The organism is Bacillus nitratireducens, from assembly GCF_001884135.1.
GTDB lineage: Bacteria > Bacillota > Bacilli > Bacillales > Bacillaceae_G > Bacillus_A > Bacillus_A nitratireducens.
This window is the reverse complement of the sequence record NZ_MAOC01000022.1, coordinates 22,906-41,583: the sequence shown is the minus strand read 5'-3', so window position 1 is coordinate 41,583 and position 18,678 is coordinate 22,906. Positions and strand designations below refer to the sequence as shown.

The following is an 18,678-nucleotide window of genomic DNA, read 5'->3' as shown; positions in this document are numbered from 1 at the left end:
TCATGGTTTTTATAAGTGCACTATTTTTGATTAGAAATTAATTGTTCGCTAACTTTCTTATATAAAGCAGCCATATCGTTTTCACCATATCCTGCCTCACTTGCTTCTTCATATACGCTTAATAGCATTTCGCTTACTGGTAAGTGAAGTTCGCTTTCTTTAGCTAAATCTACTGCAAACCCTAGATCTTTCTTTAATAAATTTACAGTAAAGCCAGGCTCATAATTTTCTGATGCAATGAAACTTTTATAATTACGCTCATAAATTCTACTTTGACCATAACTTACATTTAAAATATCAAACATTTTATCTAAATCCATATTGTTCTTTTTCGCTAATGTTAAAGCTTCACTCACACCAGCTGTATAAAAACCAATTAATAGATTGTTAATTAATTTAACAGTTGTACCGCTATCAATCTGCTCACTAACATGGAAAACATTCGCTCCAAGTACTTCCATGACAGATTCAGTTTTCTCATATACTTCTTTCGATCCACCAACCATAAACGTTAATGTACGGTTTTCTGCACCAATTACCCCGCCACTAACAGGTGCTGCTAAAAAGTCTACTTTCTTTTCCTTCGCCGCTTCCTCTAATTGTTTGTTTAATTGTGGAGATACTGTACTTGTATCAATTAAAGCAACATTCGAGTGGCTATTTTCAAATAATCCTTCTGCCCCAAAATATACCGCTTCCACAGCACGAGGTGAAGGCAAACTTGTAAAAATCACATCGCACGTCTCTGCTAGTTTTGAGATTGATAGGCCGATAATTCCTCCTTCTTTTTCAAAGGAAGCTTCCGCCTCTTTATTCAAGTCCACTCCATATACTGTGTAGCCTGATTTAACTAAATTTTTAGACATCGGAAGACCCATGTTACCTAAGCCGATAAAACCAATCTTTTTCATATCGCTTTCCTCCTATTTACACAATATATTTCCCGCGATTTATAAAAACTTTCGCAATGTCTCTCTTTTTCGTAAATAAGTTCGAGTATAAAGGCACTAATAATTGACGGATTTCAGCTAATATTTCTTGTCTATTTTGTTCTTCTGTGACAGCTGCTGAAAGAATGGAAATCGCAGCTTCTTCTACTTTACGATATCCTTCTTCACAAATAACATCTGTTATCATTTGCTTCGTACGCTCTTTTTCTTCACCATTTTTATTAATTGCTTTACTCGTACGTAAAAATGCTGATTCCATGACGTACACGTCCGTCAACATATTTGATAATACACGTGAATATTCTTGCTCCTGATCAATTTTTAAGCCCGGAGTTTTAGAGAGCGTTTTCAAAGATTGTTTCAACAATTTTTTCGCTAATAAAATGTAACGATGGTTTCTTTCTACATTTGATATATCACTTTCTACTACATGATCTTCAATTTGCTCGAATTGTTTCATTAACATTTTAGCAACCGTTAATCTATTAATTTCGTTCGTTCCTTCAAAAATACGACTAATTCTAGCATCACGATATAAACGTTCTACTTCGTATTCTTGCATATAACCGTATCCACCATGAATTTGTACAGCCTCATCTACGATATAAGCAAGTGTTTCAGAAGCGTTCACTTTATTCAGTGCACATTCAATTGCAAATTGGGACATTTTTTTCATAAGGTCCTCATCACTCTCATGAATTGCTTCATCAATTACACCTGCTGTACGGTAAGCTGCACTTTCTGCTCCATATGTAGCAATGATCATATTTGCAATTTTCTCTTGAATCATCGTAAAATCTACTAATTCCGTTTGGAACTGTTTTCGCTCTTTTCCATATTGAACTGACAAACCGATTGCTTGTTTTGCTGTTCCAATATTTCCAAAAGCAAGTTTTAGTCTAGCGAAGTTAAGAATATTAAGAGCTACGTGATGCCCTTTCCCAACTTCCCCTAAAATATTTTCAGCAGGAATAACAACATCTTCTAAAATAAGAGTCGCTGTTGAAGAACCTTTTATCCCCATCTTCTTTTCTTCTAATCCAATAGATACACCTTCACATGTTCTTTCGACAATAAACGCTGTCATTCCTTTATTTGTCTTCGCAAAAACAACGTAAACTTCTGCCATATGAGCATTTGTAATCCACTGCTTCTCACCATTCAGCTTCCAAGCAGTACCATCTTCATTCAATACTGCACTCGTTTTTGCACTTAATGCATCCGAACCAGCATTTGGCTCAGTTAAAGCATAAGCACCAATCCATTCTCCTGATGCGATTTTCGGCAAATACTTTTCTTTTTGTTCTTTCGTTCCGTAATATATGTAAGGCAACGTACCAACACCTGCGTGTATATTAAAAGAGACGCTAAATGCACCAGCGTAACCCATTTTTTCTGCTACAAGACCTGAGACAGCCTTTCCTAACTCGAACCCACCATAATCTTCTGGTACCTCAATGCCTAATAATCCAAGTTCCCCAGCTTTCTCAAATAATTGACGAGAAACTTTATAGTTATGTTGTTCAATGTTCTCAATTTGTGGAACAATTTCTTGTTTAACGAATTGTTCTGTCGTTTTTGCAATTAAATCTTCATCCCCTGAAAAATCTTCAGGTGTAAAGTAAGTATTGTTCACATCTTTATTGAGTGAAAAAAATTCATCCCAAGGTAACTTCGTTTTCTCCATCTGAATCCCCCTATCATTTCGGCCTTCATTGCTCTTTGCATATGCTCGTCTACGATGAGTGGAATATCTTTTTATTGAAAACAGAAGGCGATGAATTTTCACATCAAGCAGTTCGTTTTGCCAAAGATGTATTCTCATCGCCTTCGTTGTTTTATCTATTGATCCTCTGATAATACTGTTTTTGCAATTCCAGTATCTAGTTCTTCAAAGTCATGATATGAAATTGTTTCATATAACTCACTTCTCGTTTGCATATTAGAAAGTGCATCTTTTTGAGAACCTGTTTCCTTAATTAAAGTAAACACATTCTCATACGCTTTCGCTGCAACACGAAGTGAAGTTACAGGATAAATAACCATTTGGAAGCCCATATTCGCAAATTCCTCTGCACTATAATACGGCGTTTTCCCGAACTCAGTCATATTCGCTAATAAAGGTGCATTTACTTTACTATTAAATAGACGGAATTCCTCTTCTGATTGAAGTGCTTCAGGGAATATTGCATCTGCCCCTGCTTTTACATATGCGTTCGCTCTGTCAATCGCGGCATCTAATCCTTCTACACCGCGAGCATCTGTGCGTGCTACAATATATAAGCTTGGTGCAACTTCTTTAATCGCTTTTATTTTTTGAACTAATTCTTCTGTAGTAACAAGTTTCTTACCATTTAAATGTCCACATTTCTTTGGTAATTGTTGATCTTCAATTTGAACTGCTGCTACTTTCGCTTCTACCATTTCTACAGCTGTTCTCGCTACGTTTAATACACCGCCAAATCCTGTATCAATATCAACAAGGACTGGTAAATCTGTAGCTCTTACTAAATCTCTTGCTCTCTCTGCTACTTCAGTAGACGTCACGATGCCTAAATCTGGTAGCCCTTTACTTGCAGTGTAAGCAGCTCCCGATAAATAAAGAGCTGAGAAACCTGTATTTTTCGCAACAAGAGCCGCCATTGCATCATGAGCACCTGGAATTTGCAAAATTTCATTTGCTTCTACTAAAGCTCGGAAGCGATTCGCAAGCTCCTCTTGTGTTGACTGTTTATTCACAACCCAAGCCATTCTAAATTCCCCCTATTATTAAATTAAGAATAGATCTACAAATTCGTTTACATTCATATTTTCTAGTTTTTCTTCATTTAAACAAACTTCATGAATTTGTTCTTGTTGCTTACTAGAATAATGACCTGCCATATTTGCAGTGAATTTTTGAACAACTTTTGGAATCGCTTCGTCTCTACGGAAACGGTGACCAAGTGGGTATTCACATTCCACGTTTTCTGTTACAGTACCATCTTTAAAATGAACTTGAACAGCGTTGGCGATTGAGCGCTTGTTCGGGTCAAGGTAATCTAAACTGTACTGTTTGTTTTCAACAACAACCATCTTATTACGTAATTCATCTACACGTGGATCATTTCCTACTACATCTTCATAATCGTCCGCAACGATATCTCCTTTTAATAAACCAATTGCCGTAATATATTGTAAACAATGATCACGATCAGCTGGGTTATTTAATGGACCTTCTTTATCGATAATACGAATTGCTGACTCATGAGTTGTAATTGTAATACGATCAATTTCATCTAATCTTTCTTTAATTTCCGGATGTAATTTCACTGCACATTCTGCAGCTGTTTGTGCATGGAATTCTGCTGGATATGATACTTTAAATAATACATTTTCCATTACATAAGACTCTAGTGGTCTAGCTAATTTTAATTCTTGTTTGTTAAATAATACATCTTGGAATCCCCATCCTGGCGCAGATAATGCTGTTGGATAACCCATTTCACCTTTTAGAGCAGTCATTGCAAGATGAACACCACGGCTCGTTGCATCACCTGCTGCCCATGATTTACGTGAGCCAGTATTTGGAGCATGACGATATGTACGAAGACTAGAATTATCAATCCATGCATGTGATAATGCATTAAAGATTTCTTCACGTGTTCCGCCAAGCATTTTCGCAACTACAGCAGTTGTTGCTACTTTTACATATAATACATGGTCAAGACCAACACGGTTTAAGCTGTTTTCTAAAGCAAGTACACCTTGAATTTCATGTGCTTTAATCATCATTTCTAGTACTTCACGTACTTTTAATGGTTCTTTTCCTTCTGAAATACGAACGCGACTAATATAATCTGCTACTGCTAAAATTCCGCCTAAGTTATCAGATGGATGTCCCCATTCTGCTGCAAGCCAAGTATCGTTATAGTCTAACCAACGGATCATACATCCGATATTAAATGCACCTTTTACTGGATCTAGCACATAAGATGTTCCTGGTACACGTGTACCATTTGGTACGATTGTTCCTGGTACAACTGGTCCTAGTAATTTCGTACACTCTGGATATTGTAGTGCTAAAATTCCACATCCAAGTGTATCAAGTAATACGTAGCGAGCCGTACTGAATGCTTCGGCACTTGTAACCTCTTTATTTAATACATAGTCCGTAATTTCTTCTAATAATGCATCTTTTTGTTTGATTTCATTTGTTTTAATCATGCTAATCTTCCCTTTCTGTCGAAAATTCGTTATTATTAATGATGGGTGTCGGTCAAACACCCATCTGGCGGGCGGCGCTAACAACTCCCCAGTTGTTTTTATTTACTAAATGCATGTCGCTCGCCTATATAATTTACACGTGGACGGAACAAACGATTGTTCGCATGTTGCTCAATAACGTGCGCACATAGTCCTACTGTTCTAGAGCTAAAGAAGATTGGTGTGTAAAGTTGAATTGGAATACCAAGCATCCAATATACTGGAGCTGCGTAATAATCAAGATTCGGATAAATTCCTTTTTCCTTCTCCATGATTTTCTCTCCGGCTTCACACATTTCATATAGTGTATAATCACCTTTTACATCACAAAGCTGTTTTAAAGCTTCCTTCATCATCAGTGCTCTTGGATCCATCTTCTTCATATACACACGGTGTCCAAAGCCCATTATTTTTTCCTTGTTATAAAGTTTCTTCTGTAACAACTCTTCAAACTTCTCAACATTTCCAGCTTCTAAAAGCATGTACATAACCGCTTCATTTGCACCGCCATGTAAGCTTCCTTTTAAAGATGCAACTGCACCTGTTAAAGCACCGTATAAATCCGATTGTGTTGATGCAATTACGCGAGCTGTAAATGTAGAGTTTGGCATTTCATGTTCACTATATAAAACAAGGGAACGATCAAAGATCTTTTCCTCAAGTTCAGTTGGTTTTTTACCAGTTAACATATAGAAGAAATTCGCACTATATGACAATTCCTGAAGAGGCTCAATTGGCTCCTCATTATTTAAAATATGATAGCTATTCGCTACAATATTTGGCACTTTACTTAAAAGCTTGTACCCTCGACTTTTATTCACTTCTAACGAGCGGTTTTCGATATCACTATCGTAACCAGCTAATGCAGACACACCTGTACGTAACCCATCCATAGGATGCGTTTCCTTAGGCAATGCCTTTAGCACGTTGAATACACCTTCTGGCACTGCATATTCTTCTTTTAATTTCTTTTCAATTGTTGCTTTTTCATCTTCATTCGGTAGATGTTCTTCTAATAAAAGGTGCACAATGTCTAAATACTCTTTTGTTTTTGAGAGTTCGATTAAATCATACCCTTGAATTACAATTTCACCTTTTACTGTGTCAAGAAACGAAATTTTCGTCTCCGCTGCTACTACACCATCTAATCCCGGGGAAAATTTTTCTTCAGCTTTCATCATTATTTCCTCCAATCCTAATAGATCTTCGTGCACATAACTGTAAGCCTTTACAATACTGTGAAACTACATTTCTATTTCAATGTATCAGAGTTTTTAGAAGATTTCAATTTATTTTATAATGATAAGTTTCCTATACTTTTACCGATGTAACAATACAATTTTTCAAACATAACTTTTATTTTTTACAAAAAATTACAGACGACTTTTTACGATTTTTTAAAACGAAATATAACAATCATCCATATAATCCCACTAAATATACCTTTAACCTCTTTTCCTTTAACAAATATAAAAAAACGAGCTGTATTCATACACAGCTCGTTTTTTATAATATTCATTTCATATTCCCACAAATATAATTCTTATATAAAATTTATTTATTTTTAATAAAATTATTATTTTACATAATTAAATTAAATTTCTTCCGTTTCTTTACGATAGCTTGCAACTAATTCATAGTTTTGAAAGTACGAAAGATCATCAAAATCTATAAAAATAAACTATCATCTTTCTCAACTGACACTATTTCCCGAACTGGTTTCTCAGAAACAATTCCTAAAGAATATCCTAGATAAATTGTACTATTTCCTCCGCACATTACAATAAAGTGAAACTTTAATCAGTGGTTTTTTTGTTCATCCCCTACTGATTATTAGCCTTCATCAATCGGACGTTTACGGGCAGCAGGGCTTCCACCGAATTTTGAGGTGAGAGTCTTACTGCCCGCAAGTAGCGGGATAAATCAAATTGATTCATCATACTTTATACGCAATTCTTCCTTAAAGCATCGTCGAGCATCGTGTTCAATTGAAAATTTCACCTTCGCTCTTCCTATTTACGCAAAATCTTTTTTGCCTAATTGTTGTTTTACAGAAATGACAAATATAATTAAAGCTATTAATCCTGAAATTGCACTACCTGCGAATAAAATACGGTAACCAAACATTTGTGAAACAACTCCAAGTAAAATCGCACCTAATCCAATCCCTAAATCAAAAGCGGTAAAGAATGAAGCGTTAGCAACTCCTCTTTTACTAGGATCAACAATTGTCAGCATCGCTGCTTGCAAAGCAGGCTGTGCTGAACCGAATCCAACACCATATAATGCCGCCGCAATCATTACACCTGTCAAACCATTTGAAATCGTTAGTACAACTATCGCTAAAATAGTAATACATAGTGCCGGAAGTATGATAAAAACTTCTCCATATTTATCTAATAGTTTTCCTGAAATAGGTCTTACAATTGTTAAAGCAATTGCATATACAAGAAAGAATGTCCCAGGATTCACATCAATTGATGACGCGAATAACGGTAAAAATGTTGTTATTCCTCCATATGCAAATGATAAAAAGAATACAACAATCGTTATTGATAAAACGGATTTTTCAAACAGCTGAATTTTCCCTTTTTCTTTTTGTGGCGTGAATGGCATCTTCGTTATTAACGATAATACGACTGCCATAAAGGATAAAAGAGTTGCTAACAAGAATAGACCATGAAATGAATAATTTTGAACAACCCATAATCCAATCATCGGGCCAATTGCCATCGCGATTGTCATCGCCATGCCATACCAGCCCATTCCTTCACCACGACGTGAATCTGGAATAATATCAGTTATCGCTGTTCCAACTGCTGTTGTAGAAACAGCCCACGTCACTCCGTGAATAACACGTAAAACAGCTAAAAGGACAATAGTCGATGCTAAATTATACGAATACATCGTTATCCCAAAAAATATGAGTCCGAAAATAATAAAAGATCTTCTACCATATTGATCTAACATACCTCCAATAATCGGCCGTATTACAACTGCTGCTATTGTAAACATTCCCATCATCAGTCCAACTTGCGATTCATTTCCACCAATCTCTTTAATAAAGAGCGGGAGCGTTGGAACAAGTAAATAAAACCCCGTAAATAAAAATAACATCGCGATAGTCATTTGTATAAATGATTTCGTCCATAATCGTTCCATTAAAATCCCTCCATAAACACGTAAAATATTGCAATCAACACATCAATTGTATATTTTTCATGTTCCCTTGCCCTCCGCTAATAGACGTATCTTTTCATAATAAATGGTCTACCGTCAATTTAAGTTGGTCTTACGACTTTATACCTATGTTTTAAGCAAAAAACCTATATATGTACCTTTATATGTTCTAAAAGAATATACTATTTTATTATTAAACTTAGGAGTGATCGTTTTCATGTGGGTATCACCAAGAATAACCGCCGTTGTACCATCAGCTCCCTCAATACATGTTCCTGTCGTTCATACAGCTAGTTCCGATGTTGGTATCGAGCTTCCTGCCGCTTGGCAACAATATCAATCGACTGACCAAGTCACCCCTTCATTTTGGCATCATGGTACACACCCTAGTAGTACTACTTTTTATAGCCCTAGTTATCCAATACCTCCGACTCAAATTTTTTATCATTTCCCATCAATTTACTTTCAAAATTTCTATGGTACTTTTAACATTTAAAAATAATATTACTCTTTATAATACAAAAAGCACCAAAGAAACCGTTTTTCCCGGTACCTTTGGTGCTTTTAAAATGAATTATTTATTGTCCATTATTGGAAGGAGCCTCTCCTGTGTTCCCACCAGTAGTTGGTGGGGTTGGAGTTTCCTGCCCACCCCCAGTGGTTGGTGGATTTGGAGTTCCTTGGCCACCTCCAGTGGTTGGTGGATTTGGAGTTTCTTGCCCACCCCCAGTGGTTGGTGGATTTGGAGTTCCTTGGCCTCCACCAGTGGTTGGTGGATTTGGAGTTCCTTGGCCTCCACCATTGTTCGGTGGAGTTGTATTTCCTTGACCATTTCCATTGTTTTGTTCATTTTGCTTATTCTGTTCATCTTGTTTCTTTTGCTCTTCTTGTTTCTTTTGCTCTTCTTGCTTCTTAAGTTCATCTTGTTTCTTTTGCTCTTCTTGTTTCTTAAGTTCTTCCTGTTTCTTTAATTCTTCTTGCTTCTTCTCTTCTTCAGTTTTTTGCTGTTGGTCTTGCTTTGGTTGCTCAGTTGTATCCGGTACGCTCGTATTTGGAGATGAATCACGTTTTTCACCTTTTATACGTAACTCACTACCTTCTTGAATAACACTACTTGGCATTTTAAAGCGTGATTTATCTGTAGCCATCTCGCTCATCATTTCTTTAAAGATCAACTGTGCAATTTTCGTATTTTTACTACTAATATACTCGTCTTTACCATCTTTCATATATCCAGTCCATACTGCCATTGTATATTGCGGCGTATATCCTGCAAACCAACTATCACGAGTTGCACTTTCTGGAATTTTATATTTCGCTATTTGTTTTGAATCATAGTTTGTTGTACCTGTTTTACCAGCTACATCTAAAGAGCCCACATTTGCTGCTGTACCAGTACCAGATGTCACTACTGAACGAAGCATATCAGTAATCATATATGCTGTAGAATCAGCCATAACTTGTTTTGGTTTTTGTCCAAAACTTTGCGACTTGCCGTCTGGATAAACTACTTTCTTAACAAAGTGCGGCTTCGTATACTTACCATCATTACCAAATGCCGCATAAGCACCCGCCATTTCAGTTGGTGATACTTCGTTTGTACCAATAGCTGTAGATTCTGCTGGCGCTTTATTAAATGTAATACCTAATTTCTCAGAGAATTCCTTTGATTTATTAAGTCCTACTTCTTTTGCAGTTTTAACCGCTGGAACGTTACGTGACATTTTTAATGCTTCACGCATAGTAATTGGGCCTAAATGACTTCTGTCCGCATTTCGAAGTTCTTGTCCAGTTGAATATTTAAATGGAGAATCATCAATTTGATGATACGTAGCCCATTTTAAGTATTCAATAGCAGGGCCGTAATCAAAGATTGGCTTCATTGTCGAACCAGCTGCACGATCTAATTCAATCGCCATATTATGCCCTTTAAATACTGCTTTATTTTCACCACGCCCACTACCTATAGCGCGAACTTCTCCTGTCTTTGTATCCATAAATGTGAAAGCACCTTGGAATTTATCATTTGGGTAATCAATAATATTTGTATTTAAAATATTATCAGCTAATTTCTGTGCTTTTGGATCCAATGTTGTATAAATCTCTAAACCGTCAGAACCAATATTAGCATCTGGTAGTTCTTTTTCTACTTCTTTCACAACCGCATCCATAAATGCTGGATATGGCATTGCTTGTAGTTCAGTTGCAGTCTTAAGTCCCTTTTCTACGTCAACTTTCGATGCTTCTTCCATTTCTTGTTTTGTTATATACCCATGTCGATTCATTAATCCTAGTACAGTATTTCTTCTTTCTGTTGCCCTTTGAACATTTTCTTTTTTCGTTGGGTCATAGTTATTCGGTGCTTTTGGTAAGCCAGCTAGCATCGCAACTTCTGGTAATGTTAAATCTTTTAATTCTTTACCGTAGTAGTTTTGTGCCGCTGTTGCGATTCCATATGAACGGTTACCTAAATTAATTTTATTTAAATACATCTCTAAAATTTCATGTTTTGAATACTGTTGTTCTAGCTTATACGCTAAATATATTTCCTGAACTTTACGTTTTGACGTCTTTTCCATCGATAAGAAGTAGTTTTTAATAACTTGCTGCGTTATCGTACTTCCACCTTGAGAGCCATAATCTCCTTTAAGACTGACTAAAACCGCACGTGCAGTACCTTTAAAGTCTACTCCACTATGCTCATAAAAACGTGCATCTTCTGTCGCTAAAAATGCATTTTCTACTAATTTAGGAATTTGATCATACGTTACATTCGTCCGCTTTTCTTTCCCATATTCATATACCAAATTCCCGTCTTTATCATAAATTTTTGAGGATAACGGATTAACAAGTTTTGCTTTCTCAAGTTTTGGCGCATCCTTTATCATAACGAAAAAGGTAGCAACCCCCGCCACTAAACCAACAATACCAAGTAATAAACAACTAATTAAAAACTTACGAAAGAATGATGTTTTACCTTTTGGTTTTTGTGTTTTAGAAGCTGGCTGTTTTTTCTTTTGAACTTGTCGTCGCTCCTCTCGAGAACGATAATTTTCTGACATGTTACTTTCTCCTGCCTTTCAATTCTCCCGTTGATTTACTTAAAAATATTGAGGTCACTTTCTAAACTGAATTTAATTAAGAAAGTATATTGACCTGGAGCATTCAATATTTTCCCAATTCACAGATTATAAATTTTAGAATACTTCTTATACAAACTATTTTCACTTCTATTTTTTCTAATAATGCTGCCCCTTAAAGCATAGAATGTAAGAAGTGAATTTTTAATACCTCGTATAAATAATATACCTTTTTTTCAAATGGTCAATATTTTCTTATTTATAAATCAAAGGTGAAATAAAAATAGCACAACGATATGTACTTCGTGTGAACTTCCTTATAATTACGTATAAAGAACATTTGATATATTGCATATAAATATAATACCTCTTTAATTATTAGGATTTCAACACGACAATCCCCTTATCAAGAAGAAACCACCTAAAATGAAAAGTAAGGAGTTGCGTATTGATGAAGCTCTCTCCCGTTATCTCAAAAAATATAGTTGCTGTTGGCTATAATCCTTTTTCGATGATTTTACGTATTCAACTGAAGAATGGTATGTATGATTTCTTTAACGTACCAGAAAGTATTTACACCGGTTTATTAAACGCACACTCTAAAAGTTATTATCATAATACCTATATTAAAAATTCTTACCGCTATACTAAAATTTAAACTTGATTGGCATACAAAAAAGAAAGGCGAATCAAATTCCCTTTCTTTTTTGTATGTTTTCACTTGCAATTCACCTTCTATCTTCTTTTATTAATTTCATCGTACGCTTGAATTTGTCTTTTAAGTCGCCTGTCGGCTTTTTTATCATGTACGACAAGAACTGCGTGTATCGCTCCTGGAACCCAAAAAATTAAAGTTAAAATGAAATTAATAATCGCTTGAAACGGCTTTCCGCAAAATAAAACAGCTACCGGCGGAAGTAAAATTGCTAATAAGTACATCATGTCTAAAAAACTCCTTAATGTTTATTTTTCAATTCTCACCCATCCATCTCCTATACTAACAAACCTATGAAATTATGTTATTTCTAAAAGCATATATAAGAACTCATCATTACAAAAATCACATATAATAGTACAACTAAATGAGGAGCGTCTCACTAACGTTATCAAGTTATTTTCACTTGTTCATTTATATGTATATTCTACACCTATATGAAAAAGCCTACAAAACAATTAACACATCCATCTTGTCCTACTTCTAAAATTGAAATACTCCAAACTTCATTGAAATGAGTATTTCATCACCTTTTCTTAGATTCCAATCGTTGTTCCTCTACTATTTCGGTTAATCCAATTGCTGAAATTACAGTACCTATTGCCTGTATCCAAATACCTATTAGCCCTATTATACGTTGATCTTCTTTATCTATATTACTGTCTTCGTTTCCCTTTTCTTCTTTTGATACATTTTGAATACCTTGATATGCTTGTAATCCCGCACCTAGACTTTGCATTGAATTCCCTAATACGATAATCCACTGTATTCCATTTATCTCATTCAATGCTACTTCTACTCCTAAAAAAGCGCCAATTGATTGCAAACTATTTCCAGTAATTATAAGGAAATCATTTTCTTTCATTTGTTCATTGAGATTAAAATACGTTCCTATTACATTAGAAATATTACCTAAAGCTAATAACTCAATCCCCGTTTTTGCTAGCGCCTTATTTTTGTTATCTATAGTTACCTCTTGCTTCTCATCTTCATCTTTCGCATCATTAGTTGCTATAATTTGTAATATATATCCGAGAGCTTGTAATGAACTCCCTACAATAACAAGATCCGACTCAATCTTTTCTTCCCCTGCAAACCCTCTAGTTGTTCCAATTGCTGCTATAAGATTTCCTCCTACTTGAAACCAAGCCCCTGTCAATTCTAAATCGCGTAGGTTCATTTCCCATCACCTATATTTAAATTTTCTAGTACATTCGAAACAAACAAATATCACCTTTAATTCATTATTTTATTTTTCATATGTAATTTTGTGCATCACATAATGTACTAATAATACAAAAGAGCACCTTTCAGGTGCTCTTTTTTGACAAGGGCTTTCTCGATAAATGTCTAATTTGCAAATGCTTTCTACATACTTCAATATATGCTTGTCCTTCAAAAATGTGCATATCACATTTAATACCTATCTAAACATTAAATGCATACCGGACATGTCAATGAGTCACCGTTTTTATCTATTGATATATTTAATATATAATGAATTGCTTTATGTGACCACATTTCAGGTGTAGGAGATTCTTTTACATATTGAGGTGCACATAAGTGAAGCATTGGAGTGCTAATACTGCCACCTGGATCTAAGGCAACTACAGCCATGCCATTTGGTAGTTCCATTGCCATGGACTGCGTGATACCTTCAATAGCAAACTTCGAAGCACAATATGGCGCAAGTTCAGCCTCACCTTCTCTTCCCCAACTAGAGCTCATATTAATAATAATCCCTTTTTTTCTAGCTATCATCGCCGGGACGAACGCCCTAATGACATTTACTACCCCGTTCACATTTACACTCATTACACTTTCAAATTCTTGAGCGGGAACTTTCCATAACGGTGCGTTTTGATTAACAATCGATGCATTATTTATTAACATATCAGGAGCCCTATACTTATTAAGAATACTACTTGCCCATTTACTAACTTGTTGATGATTTGAAACATCAATTATTTGAAAATCATGTGAAGCACCATAATATTTATTAAGCTCTTCAATTTTATTTTTTGAGCGTCCACAGCCTACTATGTTCCATCCCAATTCATGAAACCTATCAACCAATGCACGTCCTAGCCCTTGCGTTACTCCAGTAATAATTACAAGTTTTCCAATGTCGTTTCGCTCCAACTTCATCTCCTCCTTTCAATTAATGTTACTCTTTTTATTCTTATTCAAATTCTTACTTAAGTATCAATTCATCTCATACTTTAGAAGTATTTTTGATAATACATATTACAAACAAAAAGAGTAACCATCATAGTTACTCTTTTTGTTTGTATCTTTATTATTTTTAAATTATATCTGCACTTTCCTACATTTCTCATATCAATAAATCTAGGTTACACAATGATGAAAGTATATTTATGTTTACGGTTCGATTTATCCAAATACTTTTCAATCCACATTTTCAACATAACATGGTCCACCTTTATCCAAGTATTTTCACGTAGACTTAAACACGCTTTTATTTAAAGTCTCAATCTCATTTTGCAACTTTTTAAATTGTTCAAAATGCATTGTTATAGATTGAGTACTATTCCTTTCAACATTTTGCTTCACTAATAAAACGCCTGTATCGTGAAAAATCGCTTCAAGTTCTTTCCTTATAGATACTTTCGTAATATATGCTGTTTTAATCGCCGATAAAATCGCTATTTCATTAAACTTTAATTTTATTTCATTAGGACAAAATGCTTTTTCGATCAATGTAACATCATTACTACAAATAAAAGCAACAAGTTTACTTGATTCTGCATCTGTTAAATCTACTGTTTTTATAACATTATCCATTACATTTTGCCTCCTTTAATTGCGTATATATTGATTATTCAAATTTATACTTTTTAAAATTCAACTCTTCGTTACTTCTAACATACTTTTTGCCCAATTAATTAAATAAAGCTTCAAACGTTTTCATATCCCACAATATTTGTCAAACGAACCAATTAGACTATACCTTCATATAGTAGTGCAAACAATTACTTATAAAGTAGGTGAAAATTATGCCCTCAGTTGTCGGGAATTTAGTTGTACAAAATAGTAACGGGTCTTTCAACTTAGGTGATTTCTATAACGTTTCTCCAAAAGAGAATACAAAAGCTTATAACGGTTCTGGCGCATCTAACGTTGGTTTCGTTGTGAACACTTTTAGTGGGGTTAGCGCGACTAATACATTTGATTCTGATTTAGCAGATCAAAACCAAGTTGGTACGGCCTAACCAGATCTGTATAATATTTTTAAATTTGTCTATACTATACTCAGGCTGATAAACAGCTATCGTTGATTTTTTGAGTACCCAATCTTTTTCTCCCTTTCCCTGGGGCTAAGCAGCTAGTTTGCATCTAGCTGCTTTTTCATTTCATTCTTCACCGCTTCAAAATAGTAAGGGGTTTGTCCATTATCCATTGACTATTAACCCATAACAATTGGGCTTTTGCAGGCAGCCTGACGTACAGTAAAATTTTGGGGTATGAATCTAACTGCCCGCCAATAGCGAGACAAATTAAAAAAGCTAAATTTCAAAATTCAGCTTCTTTTAGGTTACATCAATTATGTCCATTGTAGAAAATATATATGTTTTATAAAATGCATCTGTACATTTTACAATTTGTTGAATAGGATTTATATGAACCACTGTCATATAACTTGTAAGTATGTATCCTTCTTCAAAATATGTCACTAACAGCTCTTCTTCAGACAATAATGAAGTTAATAACTTGTCTGAAATACTTTCTTTCGCTTCATTCGTTATTAGCGGTCTTTGGACTTTTAATTTCTCTCCAATAATTTTTTTCATACTCAATAATTGTTCCGACATTACTGTAAACGGAACCCACTCTCTTCCTTTTTCTTGAATATTTACATAATTCATTTTCTTTACTCCTCAATTTTCTATATCTATCCATTCACAAAATAGAAATTTCACTTCTAAATACACTTTGTCCATCTCTTATTTAATATATAGCGTAGCTTTCCAATTCAAAACTATTTATGAATTTGTAGAAATCGCCACTACCTAAAGAACGTTTGTTCTTATTATACACGAACGAACGTTCTTTAGGTAGTGCAACATGTAAATTTTTCAAACAAAATGTAACTTTAATCTATGAAGTTTATCCATACTCATTTATTACTTCCTATTATTAATCAATTTTCTTTGCACTTCCTATCGCATCATTGAATACGTGTAGCAACAATAAAAGCGACTCCACCCAATGTGGAGTCGCTTTTATTTTTCTACTTTTCTATCCTAACTAACGTTCTTTCTGGAATACAAATTTCAGCTACATCAAAATGATTTATTTTCAAGTTTAATTCCCAAACTTTTTTCTGATCTTCATCACCAACCCAACAACTAAATAATTCAAAGTATTCCCCTTCTTTTAAATACTCTTTCATAATTGAGCATAAAATTAAAAGTTTATTTTGAGCTTCTTCCTTCTCTTTTAAGCTTTGCCACTCAACTAGTTCAATTACCCATCCTGATGATACTTCGTAAATATAATTTATTTGAAATTGATGCTCTTTTACAACTTCAAGTAAACCTTCATCTGAAAAGCACGGTCCAATTATGATTAAATCATTGGAATCTTCAGAGGTTAACGGCACTTCTACATTACAGCCTATAACTAGCTAAACTTATTTTTAACTCCTCCAATATTGTTAAACAAAGCACTTTATAAATACATTTATACATTCATCTCCTGCATAGATAAAAGAAGTTTTAGTTTTACTATTCATTAACCATCCAACGACATAAGCATATACTTTTATTATGAATCAGTAAGGACGAACAAAATCAAAACTAATCATTTCATTACTTTATTTTCTCTATTGATTAAGTTTAGGTTTCATAATAATATGTAATTCTCTCTCTGTTTCTGTTTTTTTCGGATTCCGATAATATTCCAGTTTAAATTCTAATACTTCATACTCAATCATCCCAATCTTTATCCCTTTTGTTTCTTTTAATACATCTAGTAGAATACTTATATTTTCATTAGCTGATTCGAAAATTTTCCCTCCGCCTTCTCTTTTAAAAATAACTTTCATATATTCTCCTCCAAGTTAATTTAATAATTTAGTAAATCTAAAATTATTCATATCATAATGTAGAACACTTTTTGCAATAAAAAGAGTTCTACATTTCATTTCGTATAAAGTCAATTTACTCTCCGATAATAGGGTATGTATCATTCTTTAAATTATGTCTTCTATTCATTTTCTAAGAAAATACAAAAAATATATTTAGTTTATATTTAACAAGATTAATTAACAAAACATTATCATTTCAACATTTTGCGAATTAAATTGCTTATTCCTTTTATCTACATCCAAAATTTCCCATTGTAATTCTTAATATTTAAATGTAATATTGTGTTGTCTTACTATTTATTTATAACTCACACACTAACGCGAAAAGGGAACTCTATATGAGTTCCCTTTTCTATTGAAAATAAAAAAACAGAAATATAGCATTATGCTAAATCTCTGTTTTTCTTCTAAACCTTATTTCTCATCTAAGAATTTAAATGTATCTTTAAATTCTTTATCTGTTACTTTAATATCCGCTTCTTTCAATAGATCATTGATTACTTGTTGTTTCCATTTACCTGTCGCATCTTGCAGTCTTTGTTGTTCTAAATCTTTTCGAATCGTATCTTTTACTTCATCAAATGGTTTCAATTCTTTTTTATCCGTCACTTTTATTATATGATAACCATAAGATGTTTTTATCGGTTCACTTACTTGTCCTGCATCTAATTTATACGCAGCTTCCTCAAACTCTTTCACAGTTTGACCAGGAGCAAAACCAGCAATTTCTCCGCCCTGTTCCTTTGAACCAGTATCTTCCGAATATTGTTTCGCTAAAGTAGTAAAATCTTCACCATTATTTATTTTCTCTTTTACTTCTTTCGCAGTTTTTTCATCTTTCACTAAAATGTGACTTACCTTCATTTCAGGTTTATGGTTATCTTTCACATCTTTATCTGTGACAGTCGCTTTAATCGCTTTCTCAAGTGCAATTTCTGGCTTCATTTTCTCTTTTAGTTCATCCTCATTTTTTAACCCTACTTGCTCTAAAGCCACTTCAAACTTGTCACCCATTTGTTCCTTTGCTGCGTCTACTTGTTTTTTAGCTTCTTCATCTGAAACTTCATATTTATCTAGCAATGCCTTATTTAACATCATTTGAGATAAAGTACTTTTTCCATATGTTTGCCTTAATTCTTTACTTAACTCTTTCTCTGTCACGTTTCCTACTTTTGATGTTGCAACATTTTCTGAGGAACCACACGCAGACAATGCTAGCGCCACACATGTAATAATAGTTCCCATAAATAACTTATTCTTTTTCAATTCAAATACCTCACTTTGATAATTGTATATTAGGAACTATACAGCGCTATTGTGAAATTAATGTGTTTTCCGCAAGTATTTCTCTTCATGTCAGCGGCAAGCTTTATTAAACACTATAAGCTGGCATGAATC

Annotated in this window: 17 protein-coding genes and 2 pseudogenes; 3 read left to right on the top strand and 16 right to left on the bottom strand. The window is 34.2% G+C overall.

The features are described 5' to 3' along the window. Nucleotides 1-20 precede the first annotated feature (20 nt). The 7 genes and pseudogenes from BAU23_RS08835 to BAU23_RS08810 form a co-directional block, all read right to left on the bottom strand. Complete coding sequence (locus tag BAU23_RS08835) at nt 21-911, bottom strand: NAD(P)-dependent oxidoreductase (RefSeq protein WP_000719405.1); 891 nt, start codon at nt 909-911, stop codon at nt 21-23. A gap of 16 nt (nt 912-927) precedes the next feature. After that, on the bottom strand, nt 928-2,637 hold the full coding sequence (locus tag BAU23_RS08830) for an acyl-CoA dehydrogenase family protein (protein WP_071734144.1): 1,710 nt from the start codon (nt 2,635-2,637) through the stop codon (nt 928-930). Nucleotides 2,638-2,792: 155 nt separating this feature from the next. Beyond that, entirely contained in the window at nt 2,793-3,701 is a 909-nt protein-coding gene (gene prpB, locus BAU23_RS08825; protein WP_000312647.1) for a methylisocitrate lyase, read from the bottom strand. A gap of 18 nt (nt 3,702-3,719) precedes the next feature. Then, nucleotides 3,720-5,156, bottom strand: coding sequence for a 2-methylcitrate dehydratase (gene prpD / locus BAU23_RS08820; protein ID WP_071734142.1), 1,437 nt, complete (start codon nt 5,154-5,156; stop codon nt 3,720-3,722). 98 nt (nt 5,157-5,254) lie between these two features. Beyond that, entirely contained in the window at nt 5,255-6,376 is a 1,122-nt protein-coding gene (mmgD, locus tag BAU23_RS08815) for a citrate synthase (protein ID WP_002099992.1), read from the bottom strand. 413 nt (nt 6,377-6,789) lie between these two features. Next, nucleotides 6,790-6,983: pseudogene (locus BAU23_RS30540) on the bottom strand (HesB/YadR/YfhF family protein); the annotation flags it as partial. 228 nt (nt 6,984-7,211) lie between these two features. Next, nucleotides 7,212-8,357, bottom strand: a complete 1,146-nt coding sequence (locus BAU23_RS08810; protein ID WP_071734140.1) for an MFS transporter — start codon at nt 8,355-8,357, stop codon at nt 7,212-7,214. Nucleotides 8,358-8,592: 235 nt separating this feature from the next. Between BAU23_RS08810 and BAU23_RS08805 the strand changes: the two genes are divergently transcribed. Continuing rightward, nucleotides 8,593-8,871, top strand: coding sequence for a hypothetical protein (locus tag BAU23_RS08805; RefSeq protein WP_000270172.1), 279 nt, complete (start codon nt 8,593-8,595; stop codon nt 8,869-8,871). A gap of 82 nt (nt 8,872-8,953) precedes the next feature. Here BAU23_RS08805 and BAU23_RS08800 read toward each other — a convergent pair whose 3' ends face one another. Beyond that, nucleotides 8,954-11,437: a PBP1A family penicillin-binding protein gene (locus tag BAU23_RS08800; RefSeq protein ID WP_071734138.1), complete on the bottom strand. Its 2,484-nt coding sequence runs from the start codon at nt 11,435-11,437 to the stop codon at nt 8,954-8,956. A 469-nt stretch (nt 11,438-11,906) separates the two neighbouring features. On the opposite strand from BAU23_RS08800, the gene BAU23_RS08795 reads away from it, so the two are divergent. Further along, a complete protein-coding gene (locus BAU23_RS08795; protein ID WP_000777813.1) occupies nt 11,907-12,113 on the top strand; it encodes a KTSC domain-containing protein in 207 nt (68 codons plus the stop codon). A gap of 77 nt (nt 12,114-12,190) precedes the next feature. On the opposite strand, the gene BAU23_RS08790 is transcribed toward BAU23_RS08795, so the two are convergent. From BAU23_RS08790 to BAU23_RS08775, 4 genes are all read right to left on the bottom strand, one after another. After that, nucleotides 12,191-12,397 carry a YqaE/Pmp3 family membrane protein gene (locus BAU23_RS08790; protein ID WP_000990221.1) on the bottom strand — a complete coding sequence of 69 codons (207 nt, stop codon included), beginning with the start codon at nt 12,395-12,397 and terminating at the stop codon, nt 12,191-12,193. A gap of 299 nt (nt 12,398-12,696) precedes the next feature. Next, nucleotides 12,697-13,350: a DUF6944 family repetitive protein gene (locus tag BAU23_RS08785; protein ID WP_001053415.1), complete on the bottom strand. Its 654-nt coding sequence runs from the start codon at nt 13,348-13,350 to the stop codon at nt 12,697-12,699. Nucleotides 13,351-13,604: 254 nt separating this feature from the next. Further along, entirely contained in the window at nt 13,605-14,312 is a 708-nt protein-coding gene (locus BAU23_RS08780) for an SDR family oxidoreductase (RefSeq protein WP_000440729.1), read from the bottom strand. A 315-nt stretch (nt 14,313-14,627) separates the two neighbouring features. Further along, on the bottom strand, nt 14,628-14,975 hold the full coding sequence (locus BAU23_RS08775) for a hypothetical protein (protein ID WP_000370914.1): 348 nt from the start codon (nt 14,973-14,975) through the stop codon (nt 14,628-14,630). A 212-nt stretch (nt 14,976-15,187) separates the two neighbouring features. Here BAU23_RS08775 and gerPF point away from each other — a divergent pair, with 212 nt between their 5' ends. Next, entirely contained in the window at nt 15,188-15,403 is a 216-nt protein-coding gene (gene gerPF, locus BAU23_RS08770; RefSeq protein WP_001141569.1) for a spore germination protein GerPF, read from the top strand. A gap of 318 nt (nt 15,404-15,721) precedes the next feature. Here the strand turns inward: gerPF and BAU23_RS08765 are convergent, their stop codons facing one another. From BAU23_RS08765 to BAU23_RS08750, 4 genes and pseudogenes are all read right to left on the bottom strand, one after another. Beyond that, nucleotides 15,722-16,057, bottom strand: coding sequence for a YolD-like family protein (locus BAU23_RS08765; RefSeq protein ID WP_071734136.1), 336 nt, complete (start codon nt 16,055-16,057; stop codon nt 15,722-15,724). Between the two features lie 365 nt (nt 16,058-16,422). Continuing rightward, nucleotides 16,423-16,828 (bottom strand): annotated as a pseudogene (locus BAU23_RS08760) (hypothetical protein). 188 nt (nt 16,829-17,016) lie between these two features. Then, nucleotides 17,017-17,238 carry a hypothetical protein gene (locus tag BAU23_RS08755; RefSeq protein ID WP_000864199.1) on the bottom strand — a complete coding sequence of 74 codons (222 nt, stop codon included), beginning with the start codon at nt 17,236-17,238 and terminating at the stop codon, nt 17,017-17,019. Between the two features lie 456 nt (nt 17,239-17,694). Continuing rightward, complete coding sequence (locus tag BAU23_RS08750; RefSeq protein WP_071734133.1) at nt 17,695-18,546, bottom strand: peptidylprolyl isomerase PrsA; 852 nt, start codon at nt 18,544-18,546, stop codon at nt 17,695-17,697. Nucleotides 18,547-18,678 lie beyond the last annotated feature (132 nt).

What these genes read in the sequence shown, in the direction of transcription:
- BAU23_RS08835 (WP_000719405.1), bottom strand. Translation starts at nt 911, where the DNA reads ATGAAAAAGATTGGTTTTATCGGCTTAGGTAACATGGGTCTTCCGATG.
- BAU23_RS08830 (WP_071734144.1), bottom strand. Translation starts at nt 2,637, where the DNA reads ATGGAGAAAACGAAGTTACCTTGGGATGAATTTTTTTCACTCAATAAA.
- prpB (WP_000312647.1), bottom strand. Translation starts at nt 3,701, where the DNA reads ATGGCTTGGGTTGTGAATAAACAGTCAACACAAGAGGAGCTTGCGAAT.
- prpD (WP_071734142.1), bottom strand. Translation starts at nt 5,156, where the DNA reads ATGATTAAAACAAATGAAATCAAACAAAAAGATGCATTATTAGAAGAA.
- mmgD (WP_002099992.1), bottom strand. Translation starts at nt 6,376, where the DNA reads ATGATGAAAGCTGAAGAAAAATTTTCCCCGGGATTAGATGGTGTAGTA.
- BAU23_RS08810 (WP_071734140.1), bottom strand. Translation starts at nt 8,357, where the DNA reads ATGGAACGATTATGGACGAAATCATTTATACAAATGACTATCGCGATG.
- BAU23_RS08805 (WP_000270172.1), top strand. Translation starts at nt 8,593, where the DNA reads ATGTGGGTATCACCAAGAATAACCGCCGTTGTACCATCAGCTCCCTCA.
- BAU23_RS08800 (WP_071734138.1), bottom strand. Translation starts at nt 11,437, where the DNA reads ATGTCAGAAAATTATCGTTCTCGAGAGGAGCGACGACAAGTTCAAAAG.
- BAU23_RS08795 (WP_000777813.1), top strand. Translation starts at nt 11,907, where the DNA reads ATGAAGCTCTCTCCCGTTATCTCAAAAAATATAGTTGCTGTTGGCTAT.
- BAU23_RS08790 (WP_000990221.1), bottom strand. Translation starts at nt 12,397, where the DNA reads ATGATGTACTTATTAGCAATTTTACTTCCGCCGGTAGCTGTTTTATTT.
- BAU23_RS08785 (WP_001053415.1), bottom strand. Translation starts at nt 13,350, where the DNA reads ATGAACCTACGCGATTTAGAATTGACAGGGGCTTGGTTTCAAGTAGGA.
- BAU23_RS08775 (WP_000370914.1), bottom strand. Translation starts at nt 14,975, where the DNA reads ATGGATAATGTTATAAAAACAGTAGATTTAACAGATGCAGAATCAAGT.
- gerPF (WP_001141569.1), top strand. Translation starts at nt 15,188, where the DNA reads ATGCCCTCAGTTGTCGGGAATTTAGTTGTACAAAATAGTAACGGGTCT.
- BAU23_RS08765 (WP_071734136.1), bottom strand. Translation starts at nt 16,057, where the DNA reads ATGAATTATGTAAATATTCAAGAAAAAGGAAGAGAGTGGGTTCCGTTT.
- BAU23_RS08755 (WP_000864199.1), bottom strand. Translation starts at nt 17,238, where the DNA reads ATGAAAGTTATTTTTAAAAGAGAAGGCGGAGGGAAAATTTTCGAATCA.